This window comes from Duganella rivi, assembly GCF_009857435.1.
Lineage (GTDB): Bacteria > Pseudomonadota > Gammaproteobacteria > Burkholderiales > Burkholderiaceae_D > Rugamonas > Rugamonas rivi.
This window is the reverse complement of sequence record NZ_WWCK01000004.1, coordinates 454,192-471,628: the sequence shown is the minus strand read 5'-3', so window position 1 is coordinate 471,628 and position 17,437 is coordinate 454,192. Positions and strand designations below refer to the sequence as shown.

The 17,437-nt window shown below is 58.8% G+C and carries 20 protein-coding genes; 11 read left to right on the top strand and 9 right to left on the bottom strand.

The window, feature by feature from the left end; all coding sequences use genetic code 11:
- Positions 1–18: 18 nt before the first annotated feature.
- The 5 genes from GTP45_RS14640 to GTP45_RS14620 are packed head-to-tail and all read left to right on the top strand — an operon-like array spanning position 19 to position 5,055.
- Positions 19–1,839 (top strand): DUF885 domain-containing protein, encoded by a 1,821-nt coding sequence (locus GTP45_RS14640; protein ID WP_161014603.1) that lies wholly within the window; start codon positions 19–21, stop codon positions 1,837–1,839.
- Positions 1,836–3,101, top strand: a complete 1,266-nt coding sequence (locus GTP45_RS14635) for a glycosyltransferase (RefSeq protein ID WP_161014602.1) — start codon at positions 1,836–1,838, stop codon at positions 3,099–3,101. Before GTP45_RS14640 ends, GTP45_RS14635 begins: the two co-directional genes overlap by 4 nt.
- A complete protein-coding gene (locus GTP45_RS14630; protein WP_161014601.1) occupies positions 3,073–4,413 on the top strand; it encodes a putative phage abortive infection protein in 1,341 nt (446 codons plus the stop codon). Before GTP45_RS14635 ends, GTP45_RS14630 begins: the two co-directional genes overlap by 29 nt.
- Before the next feature lie 41 nt (positions 4,414–4,454).
- The gene (locus GTP45_RS14625; RefSeq protein WP_161014895.1) at positions 4,455–4,769 is read left to right on the top strand and encodes a YnfA family protein; all 315 of its coding nucleotides are present in this window, start codon (positions 4,455–4,457) and stop codon (positions 4,767–4,769) included.
- Between the two features lies 1 nt (position 4,770).
- A complete protein-coding gene (locus GTP45_RS14620) occupies positions 4,771–5,055 on the top strand; it encodes a low molecular weight protein tyrosine phosphatase family protein (RefSeq protein WP_371874456.1) in 285 nt (94 codons plus the stop codon).
- Positions 5,056–5,224: 169 nt separating this feature from the next.
- On the opposite strand, the gene GTP45_RS14615 is transcribed toward GTP45_RS14620, so the two are convergent.
- The 5 genes from GTP45_RS14615 to GTP45_RS14595 form a co-directional block, all read right to left on the bottom strand.
- Positions 5,225–6,457 carry a malic enzyme-like NAD(P)-binding protein gene (locus GTP45_RS14615; protein WP_161014600.1) on the bottom strand — a complete coding sequence of 411 codons (1,233 nt, stop codon included), beginning with the start codon at positions 6,455–6,457 and terminating at the stop codon, positions 5,225–5,227.
- A 78-nt stretch (positions 6,458–6,535) separates the two neighbouring features.
- The gene (locus GTP45_RS14610; RefSeq protein ID WP_161014599.1) at positions 6,536–7,831 is read right to left on the bottom strand and encodes a Glu/Leu/Phe/Val family dehydrogenase; all 1,296 of its coding nucleotides are present in this window, start codon (positions 7,829–7,831) and stop codon (positions 6,536–6,538) included.
- 130 nt (positions 7,832–7,961) lie between these two features.
- Entirely contained in the window at positions 7,962–8,924 is a 963-nt protein-coding gene (locus GTP45_RS14605) for a LysR substrate-binding domain-containing protein (protein ID WP_161014598.1), read from the bottom strand.
- 9 nt (positions 8,925–8,933) lie between these two features.
- The gene (locus GTP45_RS14600) at positions 8,934–10,244 is read right to left on the bottom strand and encodes an MFS transporter (protein WP_161014597.1); all 1,311 of its coding nucleotides are present in this window, start codon (positions 10,242–10,244) and stop codon (positions 8,934–8,936) included.
- Complete coding sequence (locus GTP45_RS14595) at positions 10,241–10,696, bottom strand: MarR family winged helix-turn-helix transcriptional regulator (protein ID WP_161014596.1); 456 nt, start codon at positions 10,694–10,696, stop codon at positions 10,241–10,243. Before GTP45_RS14595 ends, GTP45_RS14600 begins: the two co-directional genes overlap by 4 nt.
- Before the next feature lie 148 nt (positions 10,697–10,844).
- Between GTP45_RS14595 and GTP45_RS14590 the strand changes: the two genes are divergently transcribed.
- Together GTP45_RS14590 and GTP45_RS14585 are read left to right on the top strand one after the other, a co-directional pair.
- Positions 10,845–12,050 (top strand): cation:proton antiporter, encoded by a 1,206-nt coding sequence (locus GTP45_RS14590; protein WP_161014595.1) that lies wholly within the window; start codon positions 10,845–10,847, stop codon positions 12,048–12,050.
- A 21-nt stretch (positions 12,051–12,071) separates the two neighbouring features.
- A complete protein-coding gene (locus GTP45_RS14585; protein WP_161014594.1) occupies positions 12,072–12,320 on the top strand; it encodes a DUF3297 family protein in 249 nt (82 codons plus the stop codon).
- Between the two features lie 46 nt (positions 12,321–12,366).
- On the opposite strand, the gene GTP45_RS27960 is transcribed toward GTP45_RS14585, so the two are convergent.
- On the bottom strand, positions 12,367–12,555 hold the full coding sequence (locus GTP45_RS27960; RefSeq protein WP_166454618.1) for a hypothetical protein: 189 nt from the start codon (positions 12,553–12,555) through the stop codon (positions 12,367–12,369).
- A 118-nt stretch (positions 12,556–12,673) separates the two neighbouring features.
- Between GTP45_RS27960 and GTP45_RS14580 the strand changes: the two genes are divergently transcribed.
- Positions 12,674–13,408, top strand: coding sequence for a substrate-binding periplasmic protein (locus GTP45_RS14580; protein WP_161014593.1), 735 nt, complete (start codon positions 12,674–12,676; stop codon positions 13,406–13,408).
- On the opposite strand, the gene GTP45_RS14575 is transcribed toward GTP45_RS14580, so the two are convergent.
- The 3 genes from GTP45_RS14575 to GTP45_RS14565 are packed head-to-tail and all read right to left on the bottom strand — an operon-like array spanning position 13,401 to position 15,567.
- Positions 13,401–14,648 carry an MFS transporter gene (locus GTP45_RS14575; RefSeq protein WP_161014592.1) on the bottom strand — a complete coding sequence of 416 codons (1,248 nt, stop codon included), beginning with the start codon at positions 14,646–14,648 and terminating at the stop codon, positions 13,401–13,403. The two genes, GTP45_RS14580 and GTP45_RS14575, sit on opposite strands and share 8 nt — an antisense overlap.
- A 3-nt stretch (positions 14,649–14,651) precedes the next feature.
- Positions 14,652–14,975: a hypothetical protein gene (locus tag GTP45_RS14570; RefSeq protein WP_161014894.1), complete on the bottom strand. Its 324-nt coding sequence runs from the start codon at positions 14,973–14,975 to the stop codon at positions 14,652–14,654.
- 31 nt (positions 14,976–15,006) lie between these two features.
- Entirely contained in the window at positions 15,007–15,567 is a 561-nt protein-coding gene (locus GTP45_RS14565; protein ID WP_161014591.1) for an RNA polymerase sigma factor, read from the bottom strand.
- Positions 15,568–15,633: 66 nt separating this feature from the next.
- Between GTP45_RS14565 and GTP45_RS14560 the strand changes: the two genes are divergently transcribed.
- The 3 genes from GTP45_RS14560 (at position 15,634) to GTP45_RS14550 (ending at position 17,346) form a co-directional block, all read left to right on the top strand.
- Positions 15,634–15,894, top strand: a complete 261-nt coding sequence (locus GTP45_RS14560) for a DUF4160 domain-containing protein (RefSeq protein WP_161014590.1) — start codon at positions 15,634–15,636, stop codon at positions 15,892–15,894.
- 3 nt (positions 15,895–15,897) lie between these two features.
- Positions 15,898–16,152 carry a DUF2442 domain-containing protein gene (locus tag GTP45_RS14555; RefSeq protein WP_161014589.1) on the top strand — a complete coding sequence of 85 codons (255 nt, stop codon included), beginning with the start codon at positions 15,898–15,900 and terminating at the stop codon, positions 16,150–16,152.
- A gap of 147 nt (positions 16,153–16,299) precedes the next feature.
- Positions 16,300–17,346, top strand: a complete 1,047-nt coding sequence (locus GTP45_RS14550) for a DUF5694 domain-containing protein (RefSeq protein WP_217363359.1) — start codon at positions 16,300–16,302, stop codon at positions 17,344–17,346.
- The last annotated feature ends 91 nt before the right edge of the window (positions 17,347–17,437 follow it).

Sequence of the window (17,437 nt, the reverse complement as noted above, 5' to 3'; positions counted from 1 at the left end):
TGATGAGGAGGGTGCTGCATGAAGCGTGTGTTCAAGTGGCTGGCGATTGCGCTGGCTTCCGTTGTGCTGGTGCTTGCGGCTTTAATCGCGCATACGATTTACTTCAAGCCGCTGAAGCTGAACTGGTTCTACACCAAGGTATTCGCCACCTTTGCCATCGACAGCCCGGAAATGCTGTCGTCAATGCGCATTCTTCCGGGATGGCTGGACTTCTACAGCGCCAAGCTGGATGACGCTTCGCCCAAGCACGAGCAGGAGATGCTCGATCTGGTGAAGAACAGCCTTGCCACCATCAAGCAGTACGACCGCGAGCAGCTGGATCGCGAAGGCCAGCTTTCCTACGACACGCTGACCTACTACTTGCAGATTCAGGCTGACGGCGAGGCTTACGACAAGCATAACTTCCCCGTCAATCAAATGCAGGGTGTGCAAAGCGCGCTGCCGGACTTCATGGTGCAGGTGCACCAAGTGCAGAACAAGGGTGAGGCGGAGAGCTATATCGCACGCTTGAAATTGTTCCCGACTAAATTCACCCAGTTGACCGAGGCGTTGCGCCTGCGCGAATCGCTGGGCATCATCCCGCCACGCTTCACGGTGGAGAAAGTGCTCAAGCAGATGAACGGCATGATTGCCGGAGCGCCGGAGCAGGATCCGCTGTATGTTACGTTCAAGGAGAAGCTGGATAAGATTCCGGCGGGGGAGATGGATGCGGAGACGCGTACGCGCTTGCTGGCTTCCGTGGCTGCTGCGCTGAAGGATCAAGTGTATCCGGCGTATCGCGGCTTGATTAGCTACTTCACGGCGCTGTCGCCGAAGGCCAAAGAAAATAACGGCGCCTGGAGCCTGCCGAACGGCGACGCCTACTACGCATGGGCAGTGCGCATGCATACCACCACCGACATGACGCCGCAGCAGGTGCATGAACTGGGTCTGGAAGAAGTGGCGCGTGTGAGTGCGGAGATGGACGCCATCCTCAAATCGCAAGGCCTGAACGAAGGCACCATCGGCGCGCGCGTGCAGCAGTTGGCGCGTTCGCCAGAGCAGCAGTATGCGAATACGCCGGAAGGCAAGAAGGCCATGCTGGCGCAGTATCAAACCATTCTGGATGAAGTGAACAAAGGCCTCGATAGCGCTTTCGATCTGCGTCCTGAACTGGGCGTGAAAGTGGAGCAGGTGCCGCCGTCATCGGAAGCGACTGCGCCGGGTGCTTATTACATGCCGGGCGCCTTTGACGGTTCGCGCCCGGGCGTGTTCTACGCGAACATGCGCAATCCGGGCGATACACCGAAATTCGCCATGCGCACGCTGGCCTATCACGAGGGCATACCGGGCCACCACTTCCAGATCGCAATTGCGCAGGAAATGCAGAACGTGCCGTTCTTCCGCCGCGTGCTGCCGTTCACCGCGTATCAAGAGGGCTGGGCGCTGTATGCGGAGCGCCTGGCGTATGAGATGGGCTTCCAGAAAAATCCACTCGATAATCTGGGTCGTCTGCGCGATGAGATGATGCGGGCCACGCGCCTGGTGGTCGATTCGGGTATCCACTACAAGCACTGGACGCGCGAGCAGGCCATCAGCTACATGATGGATAACACCGGCATGGCCGAAGGCGACGTGACGGCGGAGATTGAGCGTTACTTCGTCAATCCGGGGCAGGCCTTGGCGTACAAGGTCGGCATGCTGAAAATCTTGGCCTTGCGCGAGCATGCGAAGCAGGAACTGGGGGCGAAGTTCGACCTGAAGCAGTTCCATAACGAGGTGCTGTCGCATGGTGCGTTGCCGCTGTCGGTGCTGGAGCGCGTGATTAATGACTGGATCGCGAAGCGCAAACAGGCATGAAGATAGGACTGCAAACTTGGGGAAGCCATGGCGATATACGGCCGTTTATCGCCTTGGCGGAAGGTTTGCAGTCGGCCGGGCATGACATTACGCTGCTGATTACTTGCGTGGATAGCGCGGTGTACGAGAGCGTGACGTCGGCGACCGGCGTGAAGATACGCGTAATCGCTTCGCCGGTGAATACGCAGGCGGAAGCGGAACAGATTGGCTTCGAGGCGCTGATGATGCGCAATCCACTGAAGCAGATGAAGATGATAATCGATCGCTGCTTCATGCCATCGGAAGAGGCGATGTTTGCGGCGGCGATGGCATTGGCAGCGGAGTCGGACCTGCTGATCGGGCATTACTTCATGTATCCCTTGCAGGTGGCGGCGGAGCATGCGGGCAAGCCGTATGCGAGCGTGCTTCTGTCGCACGCGGCGATACCGAGTGCGTATAGCCATCCGCTTGGCCTTCCGTTTGGCCAGCGCTTCTTGTGGTGGCTGAGTAAGTGGGCTTTGCATAAGACGATGAGCCCTTATGCTGATCGCTTGCGGACGCGCCTGGGCATGGCGCCGTCCAGGGATTTTGTGACTAGTGTGTGGCTGTCGCCGTGGCTAACGCTAGTGGCGGTGAGTCCGCAGATTTGTCAGCGCCAGCCCGATTGGTCGTCGTCATTGCAGGTGTGCGGCTTCCTCGATATGCCGAACATGCAGTTGGAAGGGCGCTTGACGGAGGAGGTTGAGGCGTTCCTCGCAGCGGGCGAAGCGCCGGTCTACATGACCTTTGGCAGCTGGACGCCGCGCGAGATCGGTAATCAAAGCGAGAACCTGAAGCTGTTCACTGAGGCGGCCAAATTGTCGGGCCGACGCGCCATCATCCAAACGCACGATTCGGCGGCATGTGGCTTCCACTCGAACGATCAAATCCTGTACGTGACGGCTTCTCCGCATCACTTGATCTTCCCACGCTGTGCAGCAGTCGTCCACCACGGCGGCGCCGGCACCACGCAATCGGCCACGCTGGCGGGCAGGCCGTCCGTGATAGTGGCGCACATCAGCGAACAAGAACACTGGGGCAAAGAACTGCAACGCTTGGGTATTGCCGGCAAAATCACCAAGCGCAGTACCGTCACCCCCAAACAACTCGCCGCCCGCATCCAAGCGCTGCGCCCAGAAATGCAAACCCGCGCCGCCGCCATCGCTCGCGCAATGGCCCAAGAAAACGGCGTCGCCACAGCGCTCCGCTTAATTCATGAAAGTGCTCAACGTGAAGTCAAATAATTCGAACTCGCCAACAATAGCAAAAAAATTGCCTCCTCTAAAAAATCGCGTAGTAGCGATTGCTGAGAATAATTATTTGAGGTTCATAATTTGGGCAGGATTGCTGTTATTGACCACAGTAGGATCATTCACATTGCATCTATATCGAAGGCGATCGGGGATTTCTGATCTCCGAGAAGGCTGCTTGCTTTTGGTTGCGCTGATGATTTATCTACTTTTAATGTTCCCATTGCATTCGTTTCTGAGGGAGAAGATTTACGCACTTATCGTCCCGAAAGTAGATGAAAAAGAAGGGGGCAGAGATGTGGAAATGGCGAGGATCTGCGCTGTTCTTTCATTCGGATTGATCGTCCTCTTATCCTTAATCTGGACTCTATTGGCGGGTGATTATTTTGGACATGCTGGAACGCTTGCGCCTGAGGTGGCCTCGTCCTCGAGTACTAGCGTCAAGCCGACGGCAGAAGATACTATTAGCTTCTTGGGAACATACGGCGACTTCTTCGGCGGCGTATTGAATCCAATTTTGACTTTCGGAACTTTGATTGGGCTGGCGATTACGATTCTGATGCAACGATTGCAACTGCGCGATGCACGCAAAGAAGCTCTGACCAATGGGAATCTCGTTCGCAAGCAAGCTTTTGAGACGACGTTCTTCAACATGCTCAATCTTCACGCCGAGAATGTAAGGAACCTAAGATTTGACCCAAGACTGTTCTACAAGTCGATTAATCCTTCGCAGGTCAAAACGGACGTCATTGAGGGGCGTGCAGTATTTGCCGAAGTCCTAGATTACACGATGCAAGGTGCGCAATTTGCAGCTGATCAATTGGCCGCATATCGTAAGCTGCACTCTGAGCATCATTACATCTTGGGGCATTACTATCGTCATTTGTACCAGATTTTAGAACTGATTGAGTCAGCAGAGGTAGGAACTGACAAGACTGAAAATGACGCAATCCAGAAGTCGTATACAAACATCTTGCGAGCGCAAATTTCTTCCCCAGAGCTGGTGGTGCTTCTCTTAAACTGCACCAATAACACTCCTGATGATGAAGCCTTGAGGAGATTGCTGATCAAGTACGAGTTCTTAGAGAACTTGCCAGCATATACGGGAACAAATGGCATGCCGATTGTTTGGGGACTTGCGCCTAACCGTAGCTATATTTTTAAAGAGTACCTTCCTAGAACGGTGTCAGCAAAACTTGCGCGCCCGACCGGCGCATTTGGGAAGAATGAGGTCTTTGCAAAATACCTAAAAGCACAACTCGCGATCAAGCGACCTGCTGGGCCTGCAACACGAAGTCAGCCTTGATCGTATTGTTCGCATAAAATTAAAATAATGGATTTCCTCGAATCGCATCGCTGTTTTTTGTGACGGCGCTTGCCGAGATAGTAGGCTGCTATTTGCCTTGGCTGGTAATCAAACAGGACAAGTCGGCGTGGCTGCTGCTGCCTGCTGCTGCGTCGCTAGCGGTGTTTGCGTGGCTGCTCACGCTGCATCCCGCAGCTGCGGGCCGCACATACGCAGCATATGGCGGCGCATACATCTCCGTCGCGCTGCTGTGGCTTCGATTGGTTGATGGCTTGCCGCTGAGCCGTTTTGATGCAATTGGCGCCGTGCTGGCGCTAGCTGGCATGGCCGTTATCGCTTTGCAGCCAGGGAGGTAGCATGAAGCGGGCTTTATTCATTTGTAGCCAGAACCGTTTGCCTAGCCCGACGGCGGAGCATATCTTTGCATCGTGGCCGGACGTGGAGACTGATTCTGCTGGACTTGGTGGCGATGCGACGGTGCCGTTGTCGTCAGAGCAGATCGAATGGGCGAACCTGATCTTCGTGATGGAGAAGGTGCACAGGAACTGCCTCTCGGCCAAGTTCCAACGTCATCTGAACGGCAAGCACGTAATCTGCCGTGATACCCCTGATGTTTTTACGAGTACATACAGCCGGAGTTAATCAAGCTGCTGTAGAAGGTTGATTGAGCGATACTACCACCCCAAAAGTTTGGGGTCTGACCCCGTACGGGGTCAGACCCCTTGGCGCCGCAGTGCGGGTTTTGCGGTTCCCGCGGATTCAGTAGAAAAACAGAACCTGAACCCGCTTGGTTTGCGCCTTGGGGGAGGGGTTACAGTAACGACTCGGCCAAGTCTTTCAGGTCGTCGGCGTATTCGAGTTCTACTAGCTGCTTGCGTGCGACGCCGCTGCGCCATGCGGCCGTCGCGATCTTTGGCGTGACGCCGCTCAGCAGGCGCGGATCCAGCAGGCCCGGGACGATGTAGTCTTTGCTGAAGCGTGCATCGCTGCGCGCCATATCCGCCAGGGCCACCACGCACGCGCGCTTCATCTCCTGGTTGATGGTCGTCGCACCCGAGTCCAGCGCTGCGCGGAACAAATACGGGAAGCACAGGGCGTTGTTGATTTGGTTCGGGTAGTCCGAACGGCCCGTTGCGATGATGGCATCCGGCGCCACTTCTCGCACCAGTTCTGGACGCAGCTCAGGTTCTGGATTTGCCAGCGTGAATACGATCGGATGCGGGTTCATACGCACGATGTCCGCCTGCGACAACACGCCCGGACCCGATACGCCCAAGAATACGTCCGCACCTTCCATCACGTCCGACAGCGTCGTCGCCGAAGTATCCTGCGCCCACGCGGCTTTTTCGCCGTCCAGATTACGCGCGGTGGTCAGCACGCCTTTGCTGTCGCACACGAAGATGTTTGTACGCTTAGCGCCCAAGTCCACCAGCAGTTCCAGGCACGCGATAGCCGCAGCACCAGCACCCGAGCAGACGATTTTCACCGCGCTGATATCGCGGCCGGTCATTTCAATCGCGTTCAGCATGCCCGCGCCGACCACGATGGCGGTGCCGTGCTGGTCGTCGTGGAAGACCGGAATCGACAAGCGCTCGCGCAGTTTGCGCTCGATGTAGAAGCACTCCGGTGCCTTGATGTCTTCCAGGTTGATGCCGCCAAAAGTCGGATGCAGCGCGGCGATGATGTCGACCAGTTTATCTGGATCGCTTTCGTCGATCTCGATGTCAAACGCATCGATGCCGGCGAATTTTTTGAACAGCACCACTTTACCTTCCATCACCGGCTTGCCTGCCAGCGCGCCGATGTTGCCCAGTCCGAGCACGGCGCTGCCGTTGGTGATGACGCCAACCAGGTTGCCCTTGGCGGTGTATTCATAAGCTTTGGCCGGATCGCGTTTGATCTCAACGCACGGCGCGGCAACGCCCGGCGAGTAGGCCAGCGCAAGGTCTTCTTGCGTGCTGACGCTCTTGGTGATTTCAATAGCGATTTTGCCCGCGCTGCCTGCGCGGTGGTAGGCCAAGGCCTTTTGTTCGATGGTGCTCATATTCTGTTCCTTACAAATGCGAAAAACGCCTGCACGGCGTAAAACCGTACAGGCGCAAACTGCTGGGGATTCAGTGGATCATGGATACAGGCCACGCACTTCACGCGCTTGCAGCACGCGGGTGCAGGCAAGGATGAAGGTGGCGGTTCGCAGCGTGACTTTCTTTTCCTGCGCAACGGTCCATACAGCATTGAACGCATCTTGCATGATTCGAGTTAAGCGAGCATTAATTTCTTCCTCGGTCCAGAAGAAGCTCGAGAAGTCCTGTACCCACTCGAAGTACGACACGGTGACGCCGCCAGCGTTGGCCAAAACGTCGGGCACGATCAGCACGTCCTTGTCGGTCAGGATGTCGTCCGCTTCCGGCGTGGTTGGGCCGTTGGCGCCTTCCAGGATGATTTTGGTGCGAATACGCGGCGCGTTAGCAGCAGTAATCTGCTGTTCCAGTGCTGCCGGAATCAGGATGTCCGATTCAACGTCCCAGAACGCGTCGCGGTCGAGGAAGGCTTCTGCGCCCGGGAAGCCCGATACGCTGCCCACTTCCGCCACGTGCTTGTGCAGGCGAGGGATATCCAGGCCGCCTTGGTTTACCACGGTGCCGGTGTGATCCTGCACGGCGATGACCTTGGAGCCGGCATCCGCAAACATGGTCGCAGCCACGCCGCCGACGTTACCGAAGCCCTGTACCGCAACACGCGCACCGGCAATCGCCACGCCGCGCTTGGCGGCAGCCTCGCGGCCAACCACGAACACGCCGCGGCCGGTCGCTTCACGACGGCCCAGCGAGCCGCCCAGCGAAATTGGCTTGCCAGTCACCACGCCGGTCGACAGGTTACCTTCGATCATGGCGTAGGAGTCCATCATCCACGCCATCACTTGTTCGTTGGTGTTGACGTCCGGTGCAGGGATGTCTTTGTTAGGGCCGATAATCAGGCTGATTTCGCTGGTGTAGCGGCGGGTCAGACGCTGCAACTCACCACGCGACAGGGTTTTAGGATCAACGCGGATGCCGCCTTTGGCGCCGCCGTATGGCACGTTGACTGCTGCATTTTTAACGGTCATCCACGCCGACAGTGCCATCACTTCGGACAGGGTCACGTCCTGGTGGAAGCGCACACCGCCTTTACCTGGGCCGCGCGACATATTGTGCTGTACGCGATAGCCTTCGTAGTGAGCGATGGTGCCGTCATCGCGCTCGATCGGCACGTCAACGGTCAGGATGCGCTTAGGGCGCTTGAGGGTTTCGACCCAGCGCGACAGGCTACCGAGGTGCGGGGTAACGCGGTCGATTTGCTGCAAGTAGACACCCCATGGGCCGAGATCTTCGGCGTTGAGGTAGGAAGGCAGTGCGTGTTGTGCTTGTACAGAGGTCATGCTCAAGGCTCCCGTGGATTCGTTTGCTGAACGCTGCTCATGGCAGCGCTCAAGTGGGACGAATCATAGGCCTGGAGCGTTTAGAGCGGCCAATGCTGTATGCGCATTCGGCTATGCAAATAATGCATAGTTATCTCTCCGATACCGGAATGCGGCGTTTTTTCGCGCCGTGATTTTGCTGCGCTTCGAGGAATTCCCACAGCCGGTCGACGATCGGCTTGCCGCGCCGGTGCGTCGATGGACGCTCGCGGTACAAGCGGATTTCCATCTCGATTTCCCAGTCCGAGGTATCGCCGTCGGCCCGCGCCAGCTGCTTTTGTTTGAGCTCGCGCGTGACGGCTGATTCGGGAAGAAAGGCGATGCCGCGGCCTTCCAGCGCCATCATCTTCAGCCCCTCGGCCATATCAGTTTCGTAATGCGGCTCAAGGTGCAGTGCAGTTTTTGCATCGCTCAAAATCAGCTCCACCATGCGTCCGAGGTAGGCGTTGTTGGTGTAGGAGAGGAAGGGCAGTGGCGAGCGCTTGGTGCCCGGCAGTGTAAATTCCGGCACCTTGTTTTTGTCGCAGCGAGCATATGCCCGTAATGATTCGTGACCCAGCACCAGCATGTCGTAACGGCCTGGATCCAGCTGCACCGGCTGGCGCGGATGGTGATAGCACAGCAGCAGATCGCAGCCGCCTTCGACCAATTGCAGCACGGCGTCGTGAACGTTCAGGGCCATCAAGCGGCTGCGGATCGGCGCGAAATCTTCTTCCAGTTTGGTGAGCCATTTCGGCACGAAGGTCAGTGACAAGGTGTGCGGCACCGCGAGGTCGATGCTGGTTTGCGCGGCGGCGCGCTTGGAGCGCAGCATTTCGCGCGCGCCGTTGATCTTCGATAGCATCTCCAGCGCCTGCTCGTAGAACACGATGCCGGCCGGCGTCAGGCGCGTTGGATAGGAGGTGCGGTCGATCAGGTCGGTGCCCAGCCAGTTTTCCAGCGACTGGATGCGGCGCGAAAAAGCGGGCTGCGTCACGTGGCGCAGCGCCGCCGAGCGGCTGAAGTTATTGGTCTCTACGAGCGAGATGAAGTCTTCCAGCCATTTGGTTTCCATGCAGTGTCCTTATGATGCGTTGGCGGTGATGCTGCGGATCGGCGTGAACAAATACGCGATTGCAGCAAACAGCACCAGTATGATGCCACCTCCGACGAACAATTGCGACAGCGTGATCTGCGTGAGTATCCAGCCGGTGCTTGCCGCCGACAGCGGCGCCAGTCCCATAAAGATGAACATGAAGATGCTCATGGCGCGGCCCATCATCTGCGGCGGTATGCGCTGCTGGATCCAGGTGAACACGTTGATCTGCATGTAGCCGCCCAACAGGCCTAGTGTCAGCATCAGCAAGCACGCTTGCCATGCGATGTGTACGAAGCCCAGTGGCGCAACCAGCAAGCCGGCGAGGGCGTCGATCAACAGCAGCATGGTGCCGAATTCCGCGAAGCGCATGCGCTTGCCGAATTTCGCCGCCACGCCCATGCCGAGCAGCGTGCCCGCGCCGTGAGCGCCCATCAGAATGCCAAGCGTGGTTGCGCCGTGCAGGTCTTGGGCCAGTACCGGAATCGCCACTTGCATCGCGCCGCCGATAAACAGCGATACTGTGCCCCAGTAAGCAAAGCACAAGCGCAGCGGCACGTCGTTCCACACCATGCGCAGGCCTTCACCGACAGAACGCAGCACCGATACGCCGGCTTGCGCTTGCGGCGATGCGTTTAGCGGGCGCACTTTCGCCAGCGTCCACGCGGAGAACAAGTAGCTGAAGCAGTCGAAGGCGAAGGCCAATGCAAGGCCGCGCGCATCGCTTACCGCCTCGCCGCCATTGCCGCCAATGGCCAGCAGGCCTGCCGCCATCAGTGGCCCGATCAGCATCGACAACTGACGGATGCCCATCAACACGCCGTTGGCGGCTTGCAGATTTTCGGGCGGTATCGCCAGCGGCATGATCGATGTCGCTGAGGGAATCGCAAACGCCTGTGCCAGGCCAAGACCCAGGGCCAGCGCGTAGATCACTTGCAGCGCCAGTTGCGGCGTGACTGAAACGGTGAGCGACAGCGATTCGCTCAGCGCGATGGTCGGCGTAGCGTTCAGGTTCAACACCAGCAGCGTAAGCAAGGCAAGCAGCGCGGCATTGGCGTACTTGCTCAGCATCAGAACACGCTTGGGGGAGTAGCGATCCACCAATGCGCCGCCGATCAGGATGAAGATGGCGCGCGGTACGCTCATCAGCGCGATTACGAAGCCGAGGGCCAGCGTGTCGCCGGTCAGCTTGAGCACCAGCCATGGCAGGGCGATCATGGTCAACTGATCGCCGAGCGCGGAGACGATGCCGCCGCGCGTTAGCCATTTGAAGTTGGCGTCCTGCTTGAGCGCGTTCATGAGTTGGAAGCGTTCATGCCGGCGATGAGCGCCAGCGCGTTGCTCAAGTCGTCGAACTGCGCTGCGGGGCAGTTGCGCAGCAGGTCTTTGCTGATCTGCTCGGCCACGGTGGTGGCGTTGAGCAGCAGTTCGCGGCCGGTCTCGGTGATGGCGGCGTAGGCCACGCGGGCGTCGCGCGGATCCTGCTGGCGCTCGACCAGGCCGATTTTCTCCAGCGGCAGCAGGGTGCGGGTGACGCCGGACGCGGTCAAGCCTTGGCGTTCAGCCAGATCCACGCGGCGCAGGCGGCCACCCGGTGCGCGGTTCAAGTAGTGTAACAACATAAAATCGCTGAAGCTGACGCCGTGGTAGCCGCCCAGCACTTGATCGAGCCGGCGCACCAGCGTCGCTTGCGCGCGCGCCAGGCGCAGCGTGAATTCCAGGCTGGCACTGACCTTGTTTGCGTTTTCCATGATTTTTCCTTAGTTGAACAATGGTTGAATGATACTTGAGTATGCAAGTATATCGCAAGCATTGTGTAGTTTTTTTTCACTATCGGAGCATCTTGTTTTTAAGCTAAACTGGCTCATCGATACATAATTACATAATGGAGACAATCCAATGCACATGGGGACGACAGAGATCTTTCTGATCGCAATGGTCATTATTTTCAGCGTGCCTTATCTGATTTGGCGCCTGGGCGGCACGGATTACTACGCGCCGCTGGTGGTGGTGCAGATCATCGCCGGCATTTTGCTGGGGCCGGGCATCATGGGCCGTGCCTTTCCCGAATACTATTCTTTCGTGTTTAACCCGCAGGTGGTGCAGTCGCTGAACGGCATCGCGTGGTGGGCGGTGATGATTTTCGTGATGATCGCCGGCGTGGAGTTGGACCTGAAAAAAGCCTGGATGCACCGCCGCGAGAGCAGCATCACCGCCGGTCTGGCGCTGGGCACGCCGCTGGTGTTCGGCTGCGTGGCCGCGCTGGGGATGGTCGGCTATGCCGGCTGGATGGGGCCGAAGGCGCACGACTGGCAATTTGTGCTGGGCGTGGGCATGTCCTGCGCCGTAACCGCGCTGCCGATCCTGATCCTGCTGATGGAAAAACTGGAGATCCTGCGCCAGCCGATTGGCCAGCGTATCCTGCGCTACGCCAGCCTCGACGACATCGCCATCTGGGGCGTGCTGGCGGTGATCTTGCTGGACTGGGACCGCGTCGGCCGCCAGCTTGGTTTCCTGGTGCTGTTCGCCGTGGCGACCAAGCTGTTCCGCATGCTGATGGTGCGCATCGAGGAGCGCGACCGCTGGTACATCTCCTTCATCTGGCTGGCCGTGTGCGCGTTTGCGGCAGACTGGGCGGGTCTGCACTTCATGGTTGGCGCCTTCCTTGCCGGCGCCGTAATGGATGCCGAATGGTTTAATCAAGAGAAGATGGACTTCCTGCGCGCCAATATCCTGATGGCGGTGATGCCGGTATTCTTCCTTAGCACCGGCCTGCGCACCAACTGGGCGATGGGCGGTTCGGCGGTGTTCCTGGTGGCCGGCGTGCTGCTGGTGGCGTCGGTGAGCGGCAAGCTGGCCGGCATCCACATCGCAGGCAAAATTCTGAAGTGGCAAGCGGGCGAGGCTTCGATTATCGGCTGGCTGTTGCAGACCAAGGCGCTGATCATGATCATCTTTGCCAACATCCTGCTCGATAAGCAGATCATCACCAGCGAGACGTTTACCGCGCTGCTGCTGATGGCGATCGCCAGCACCATGCTGACGGTGCCGATGGTGGCACCCAAGTTGCAACGCGTGGCGCAGCTGATCTTCAAAACCAGTTAAGCTAGCTGATATAATTCGGGGATGAACGATACTACTCAACTCCCACCACTGCCGGATCGCCTGTCGATCGATCCGCGCAGCAAATTCCACGTTGCCGCCGTGTTCGAACACGACATCGGCATCAATTTCAACGGCAAAGAGCGCAACGATGTGGACGAATACTGCATCAGCGAAGGCTGGATCAAGGTTCCAGCCGGCAAAGCACTGGATCGCAAAGGCAATCCGATGCTGATCAAGCTGAAAGGCACGGTCGAGCCGTTCTACCGCTAAGCGCTAGCTTACCCAACGAAAAAGCCACCCTCGGGTGGCTTTTTTTTTACTTGCCGGCGTCGCCGCGCAGCTTGTCCAGCATTTCCAGCGTGGACGGGGACAGGTTCATGATCCCGTGGTACGCGCAGTACTCACAGAACGCCTCCTCCGGCGACATGGCTGCAATACTGGTGTCCGAATGGCCGCGGCGGCGCAGCGCGCGCAAGCAGGCGGCATCCATATTTCTGGAATTCATGCACTTCTCCCTTTTTAGATCTGATAAGGTTGGTGGGTACGACTTACTGAAAATATTATAATTCGAAAATAGTGCCATGTGGCAACAAAATTGGTATTTCTTAACAAGAGGAAACAATTTGATACGCCTGGTGGTGCTGGCGGGGGCGTTGTCGCTGTCCGCCCATGCCACGGCGGCGCCGGCGGTGACGCTGGTGACCGAGGAATTTGCCCCGTACAGCTACGCTGACCATGGCAAGGTTCGCGGTTACTCCACCGAGTTGGTGGAGGCGGCGCTGGAGCAGGCAGGGATCGACTACGGCGTGCGGATTTACCCGTGGGCACGTGCCTTCCTAATGGCAAGGACGCAGCCCAATGTGCTGATCTACAGCATCGTCCGTACGCCGACGCGCGAGGCGCAGTTCCAGTGGATCGCGCCGATTGCGCCGCGCAGCGTCTATTTCTACAAGCGCAAGTCGCGGCAGGACATCCTGCTGCGCTCGGTGGAGGACTTGCGGCGCTATCGTGTCGGCGCCAACCGCGGCGACGTGGTCGAGGAGCAATTGCGGCAACTGGGACTGGTCGCGGAGCTCTCGGCGCAGAACGAGTTTAACTTGCGCAAGCTGGTGGTAGGGCGGCTGGACTTGATGGTGGCGACGGATCTCTCGCTGCGCGACCTGTGCGCGCGCACCCAGATCCGCTGCGACGAGCTGGAACGCACCATGCCGCTGCCGGGCATGGGCGATTACTACGTGGCGGCCAGCCTCCGCACGCCGGCCGCCACTGTGGAGGCGCTGCGCACCGAGCTCGACAAGCTAAAGAGCTCGGGCGAGGCGCAGCGCCTCGCGGACAAGTACGGCCTGACGCTCAAGTAGCCGCCTGCGGCTGCGGCGCGGCCTGCGACGGCAGGTTGCGCTGCAAGCGCCACAGCAGGGTGGTGGCCAGCAGTGAAGTCGCCACCACCACGTAGCCGACCGTGTCGAAATGCTGCAAGTGGCCGTCCGGCGCCTGCGTCACGATATGGCCGGCCGCCACCGAAGCCACGCCGCCCGCCAACTGCTGGATCGAGGCGCTAATGGCGTTGTACGAACCGCGTTGGGTCATGCTCGGCACAGTCGACGAGATCGCCTGGAACGGGATCATGCGCGAGAAAATCCCCACGAACATCACCGAATTGACCAGCACCAGCATCCACAGCGGGATATGGCCGAGGTGGGTGTAAATCAGCACCATGGTGATCGACAGCGCGGTGCCGAATAGGAACACGCGGAACTTGCCAATGGCGTCGGCCGCGCGGCCGATCAACGGGCCGATGAAGATGGTGCACAGGCCGGTGACCAGGTACACGGTCGGCAGGTGGTGCAGGTCGATGCCCATGTTGTTGACGATGTAGGCGCTGCTGAACGGCATCAGCATAAAGCCGCCGGTGGTCAGCAGGGCGGTCACGCAGAAGGCCAGCAGGTAGCGGCGCTCGGTCACGGTGTGGAACAGGTGCATGAACGGGCTGTGTTCCTGCGGCTGCTTGAGGTGGGCGTCCACCGGTTGCAGCTTCCACGCCACCAGCACGCCGCCGATCAGGCCGAACGCGGCCATGGCGAAGAACGGCACATGCCAATTCCACTGGTTCGACAAGTAAATGCCGGCCGGGATGCCCAGCACCTGGCTGGCGGCAAACGCGGTCTGGATCAGGCCCATCACGCGGCCGCGCATTTGCGGCGGGAACAGGTCGGTGGAAATGGCCAGCACCACCGAGCCGATCACGCCGCCGAACAGGCCGGTGAACACGCGCGCGGCCAGCAGGCTTTCAAAGCTGGTCGCAAGGCCGCACCAGACGGTGCCGACGATGAAACCGGTATAGAAAAACAGCAGCAGTTTCTTGCGGTCGTAGCGGTCGGCAAAACCGGCCGTCAGCAGGCCGGACACGCCGGCGCTGAAGGCGTAGGCCGACACCACGAGGCCGAACTGCACCGGGCCGAACTTCAAGTCCGGCATGATGACCGCGCCCAGCGGCGACATGATCATGAAATCGAGGATGACGGCGAACTGCAGGAAAGCCAGCATCGCCACCACGGTTTTTTGATAGCCGCTAAATGGCGGCGCGGGTGTTTTCTGCATTGCTTATTCTTTCGTTTCGGTTGGGGCAGGGCGGCAGAAATTGGCGCGGTTCTTGAAGAACGCCTGGCGTTCCTCGGGCGTCATGGCTTGCCAGCGCTGCCAGTGCTCGCGCTTCTCGTGCCAGTCGCGGTGACGGCCGCGGAAACCGCCAAACAGGATGCGGCAGAGTAGCAGCAATCCCAGGGCTTGCCAATAATTCACTGCATTGGCGCCGGGGAATATTGCTGGAATCAGCCAATTCCACAGGGCCATCACAATGACGCCGAGCACGCCGGCGCAGGCGAGGATGAAGAGGCCCTTCATCAGTTTGAATTTCTTGTAGCTCATATCGTGGTGACGCATTTTGCAGGTACTCCTTTCATTCGTCGTACAGGGCTTGCAGGCGCTGGCGCAGGAACAGCACGGCGTAGCGTTTGCGAGCCAATAAAGTGTTGATCGAGACGCCGGTTTGTTCGGCCATCTCCTTGAAACTGACGCCGTCGAGTTCGTGGGCGATGAAGACTTCGCGCTGGTTGGCCGGGAGGTCTTCCAGCGCGCGCTGGAGTTCTTCGAGCAGCATGGCGCGGGTGTAGGCGGCCTCGGGGCCGCCGTCGGGCGAGGGTAGCATCAGGTCGAGGCGGTAATCGTCGTCCTCATCGGCCGAGGAGGCGAGATCTTCCAGCGCCACTTCCTTCTTCTTGCGGAAACGGTCGATGATGCGGTTGCGGGCGACGCGGAACAGCCACGCGCTGGCCTGCTCGATCGGATCGGGCAGGCGGTAGGCCTGGGTGAACTCGTAGAATACGTCTTGCAGAATATCGTCGGCGTCGGTCTGATCGGCCACGCGCCGCCGAATGAAATTCCACAAGCGCGACCGTTCCCGCAACACCGTCGCGGTGATGTCCTGATCTTGCTCAGATGTTGTTATTGGTGCAGTCATAGACTGGAAGACGGTTCTCGGCGCTGAATATTGTGCTGTGTTGAAAAGTCTTCTAAAGGAGCAATTATGCCAACGATCTGCGTGTTCTACGGCATTGTGATCCAGATGTTCTTTCGCGATCACTTACCGCCGCACTTCCACGTCAAATATGCGGGCAGCCAAGCCACCTTTGATATCCAGAAACTGGCCTTGATGGATGGCCGCTTGCCGCCTAAGGAACTGCGGCTGGTGTCTGAGTGGGCTACACTGCATCAAGATGAATTGCTGGAGAACTGGCGCTTGTGCAAGTCAATGCAGGCGCCTAATCTAATTGCGCCATTGGGGTAAATCATGGACTGGGACGTTACAGATGTGCGGGTGGAGAGCGACTATGCTATATGGGTTCGCTTCAAGGACGGCGTGGAGGGCATGGTCAAATTCATGCCATCCGCATTCCGAGGAGTCTTCTCAGATTTACGTAGTCCGGCCAAGTTTTCTCTAGTTTCCGTCGTTGACGGCGTAGTCACTTGGCCCGGTGAGCTAGATCTTGCGCCGGACGCGATGCATGAGCAGATACTGCGGCACGGCGAGTGGGTTCTGAACTGAACTTTGAATCACTCAGAGCAGCACTAATATTAATAAAAAAATATCACTTAGCATTCTGATCCACGGAATCGACGTCCTGTCGAAAACCCATGCCCAGTGGCGCTGACCTTTTTTACACTGGCGGCTCTTTAATCTGGGGAGAGCTGCATGGGTAAATTGGTGAAGGTGATGTTGGGATTGATGCTGCCGCTGGCGGCGCAAGCGCAGGGTGACTTGGCGACGCTGGATCGGGATATGGCCGGGCCGCGATCGCAGGTGCTGGTGCTGGGAACCATGCACTTGAGCCAGTTGCCGAAAACCTTTAATCCCGCCGCACTGGACAGTGTGCTGAACCGGCTGGCGGCATTCAAGCCGGACATCATCACCATCGAGTCCTTGCCCGGCGAAGAGTGCGATCTTGCCGCGCGCCAGCGGGCGAAGTACGGCGCTGATTATTGCGCGCCAACGGACGACGCCAAGGCTGCCACCGGGCTGGATCTCACCGCCGCCATTGCCGAAGTCGAGCAAACGCTCAAAACATGGCCGTCACAGCCGACGCCGGCGCAACGACGCCACCTGGCCGCGCTATTCCTCGCCGCGAACGATCGCCCCTCGGCTTATGTGCAATGGCTGCATTTGCCGGCCGCGGAACGCCGTGCCGGCGATGGCCTGAATTCGGTGCTGGTCGAGAAACTCACCAAGATCGCCGCCAATAACAATGAGAACTACCTGATCGGCTCGCGCTTGGCCGTGCGCTTGGGACTGCAACGCGTGTACGCGACCGACAACCACACCGGCGACAACATCATGGTGGCCGATGAAAAAGCGTTCGGCCGCTCAGTCGAAGCGGCATGGAAAGCCGGCGGTGCGGCCTTGCAGGCGCAAGACAAACAGCAGGACGCGCGCGCATTGGAAGCAGACCTACTGCCGCTGTATCGCGAGCTCAACGACCCGGCTGGATTGCGCATCCGTGCCGACGGCAACGTCCGCGCCGCGCTCCGCGCTAAGTCGCCGGAAGGCTATCCGCAAATGTGGGTGGCCGGCTGGGAAATCCGCAACCTTCGCATGGTCGCCAACATCCGCGAAACCTTCCGTGAACGGCCCGGCGCCCGTGTCCTTTCCATCGTCGGCGCCACCCACAAGCCATGGTTTGACTCGTGGCTCGGCCAACTGCAAGGCGTAGATATTGTCGACGTAGAGGCCGTGCTGAAGTAAAGGAGGCCGTTGCGCGCTTGTGCTAGTTGGCTAACGGAGGAGGCCAAGAATAGCGCCTAGAGTGAGGCTGTACGCTTCACTCACCGGAGAT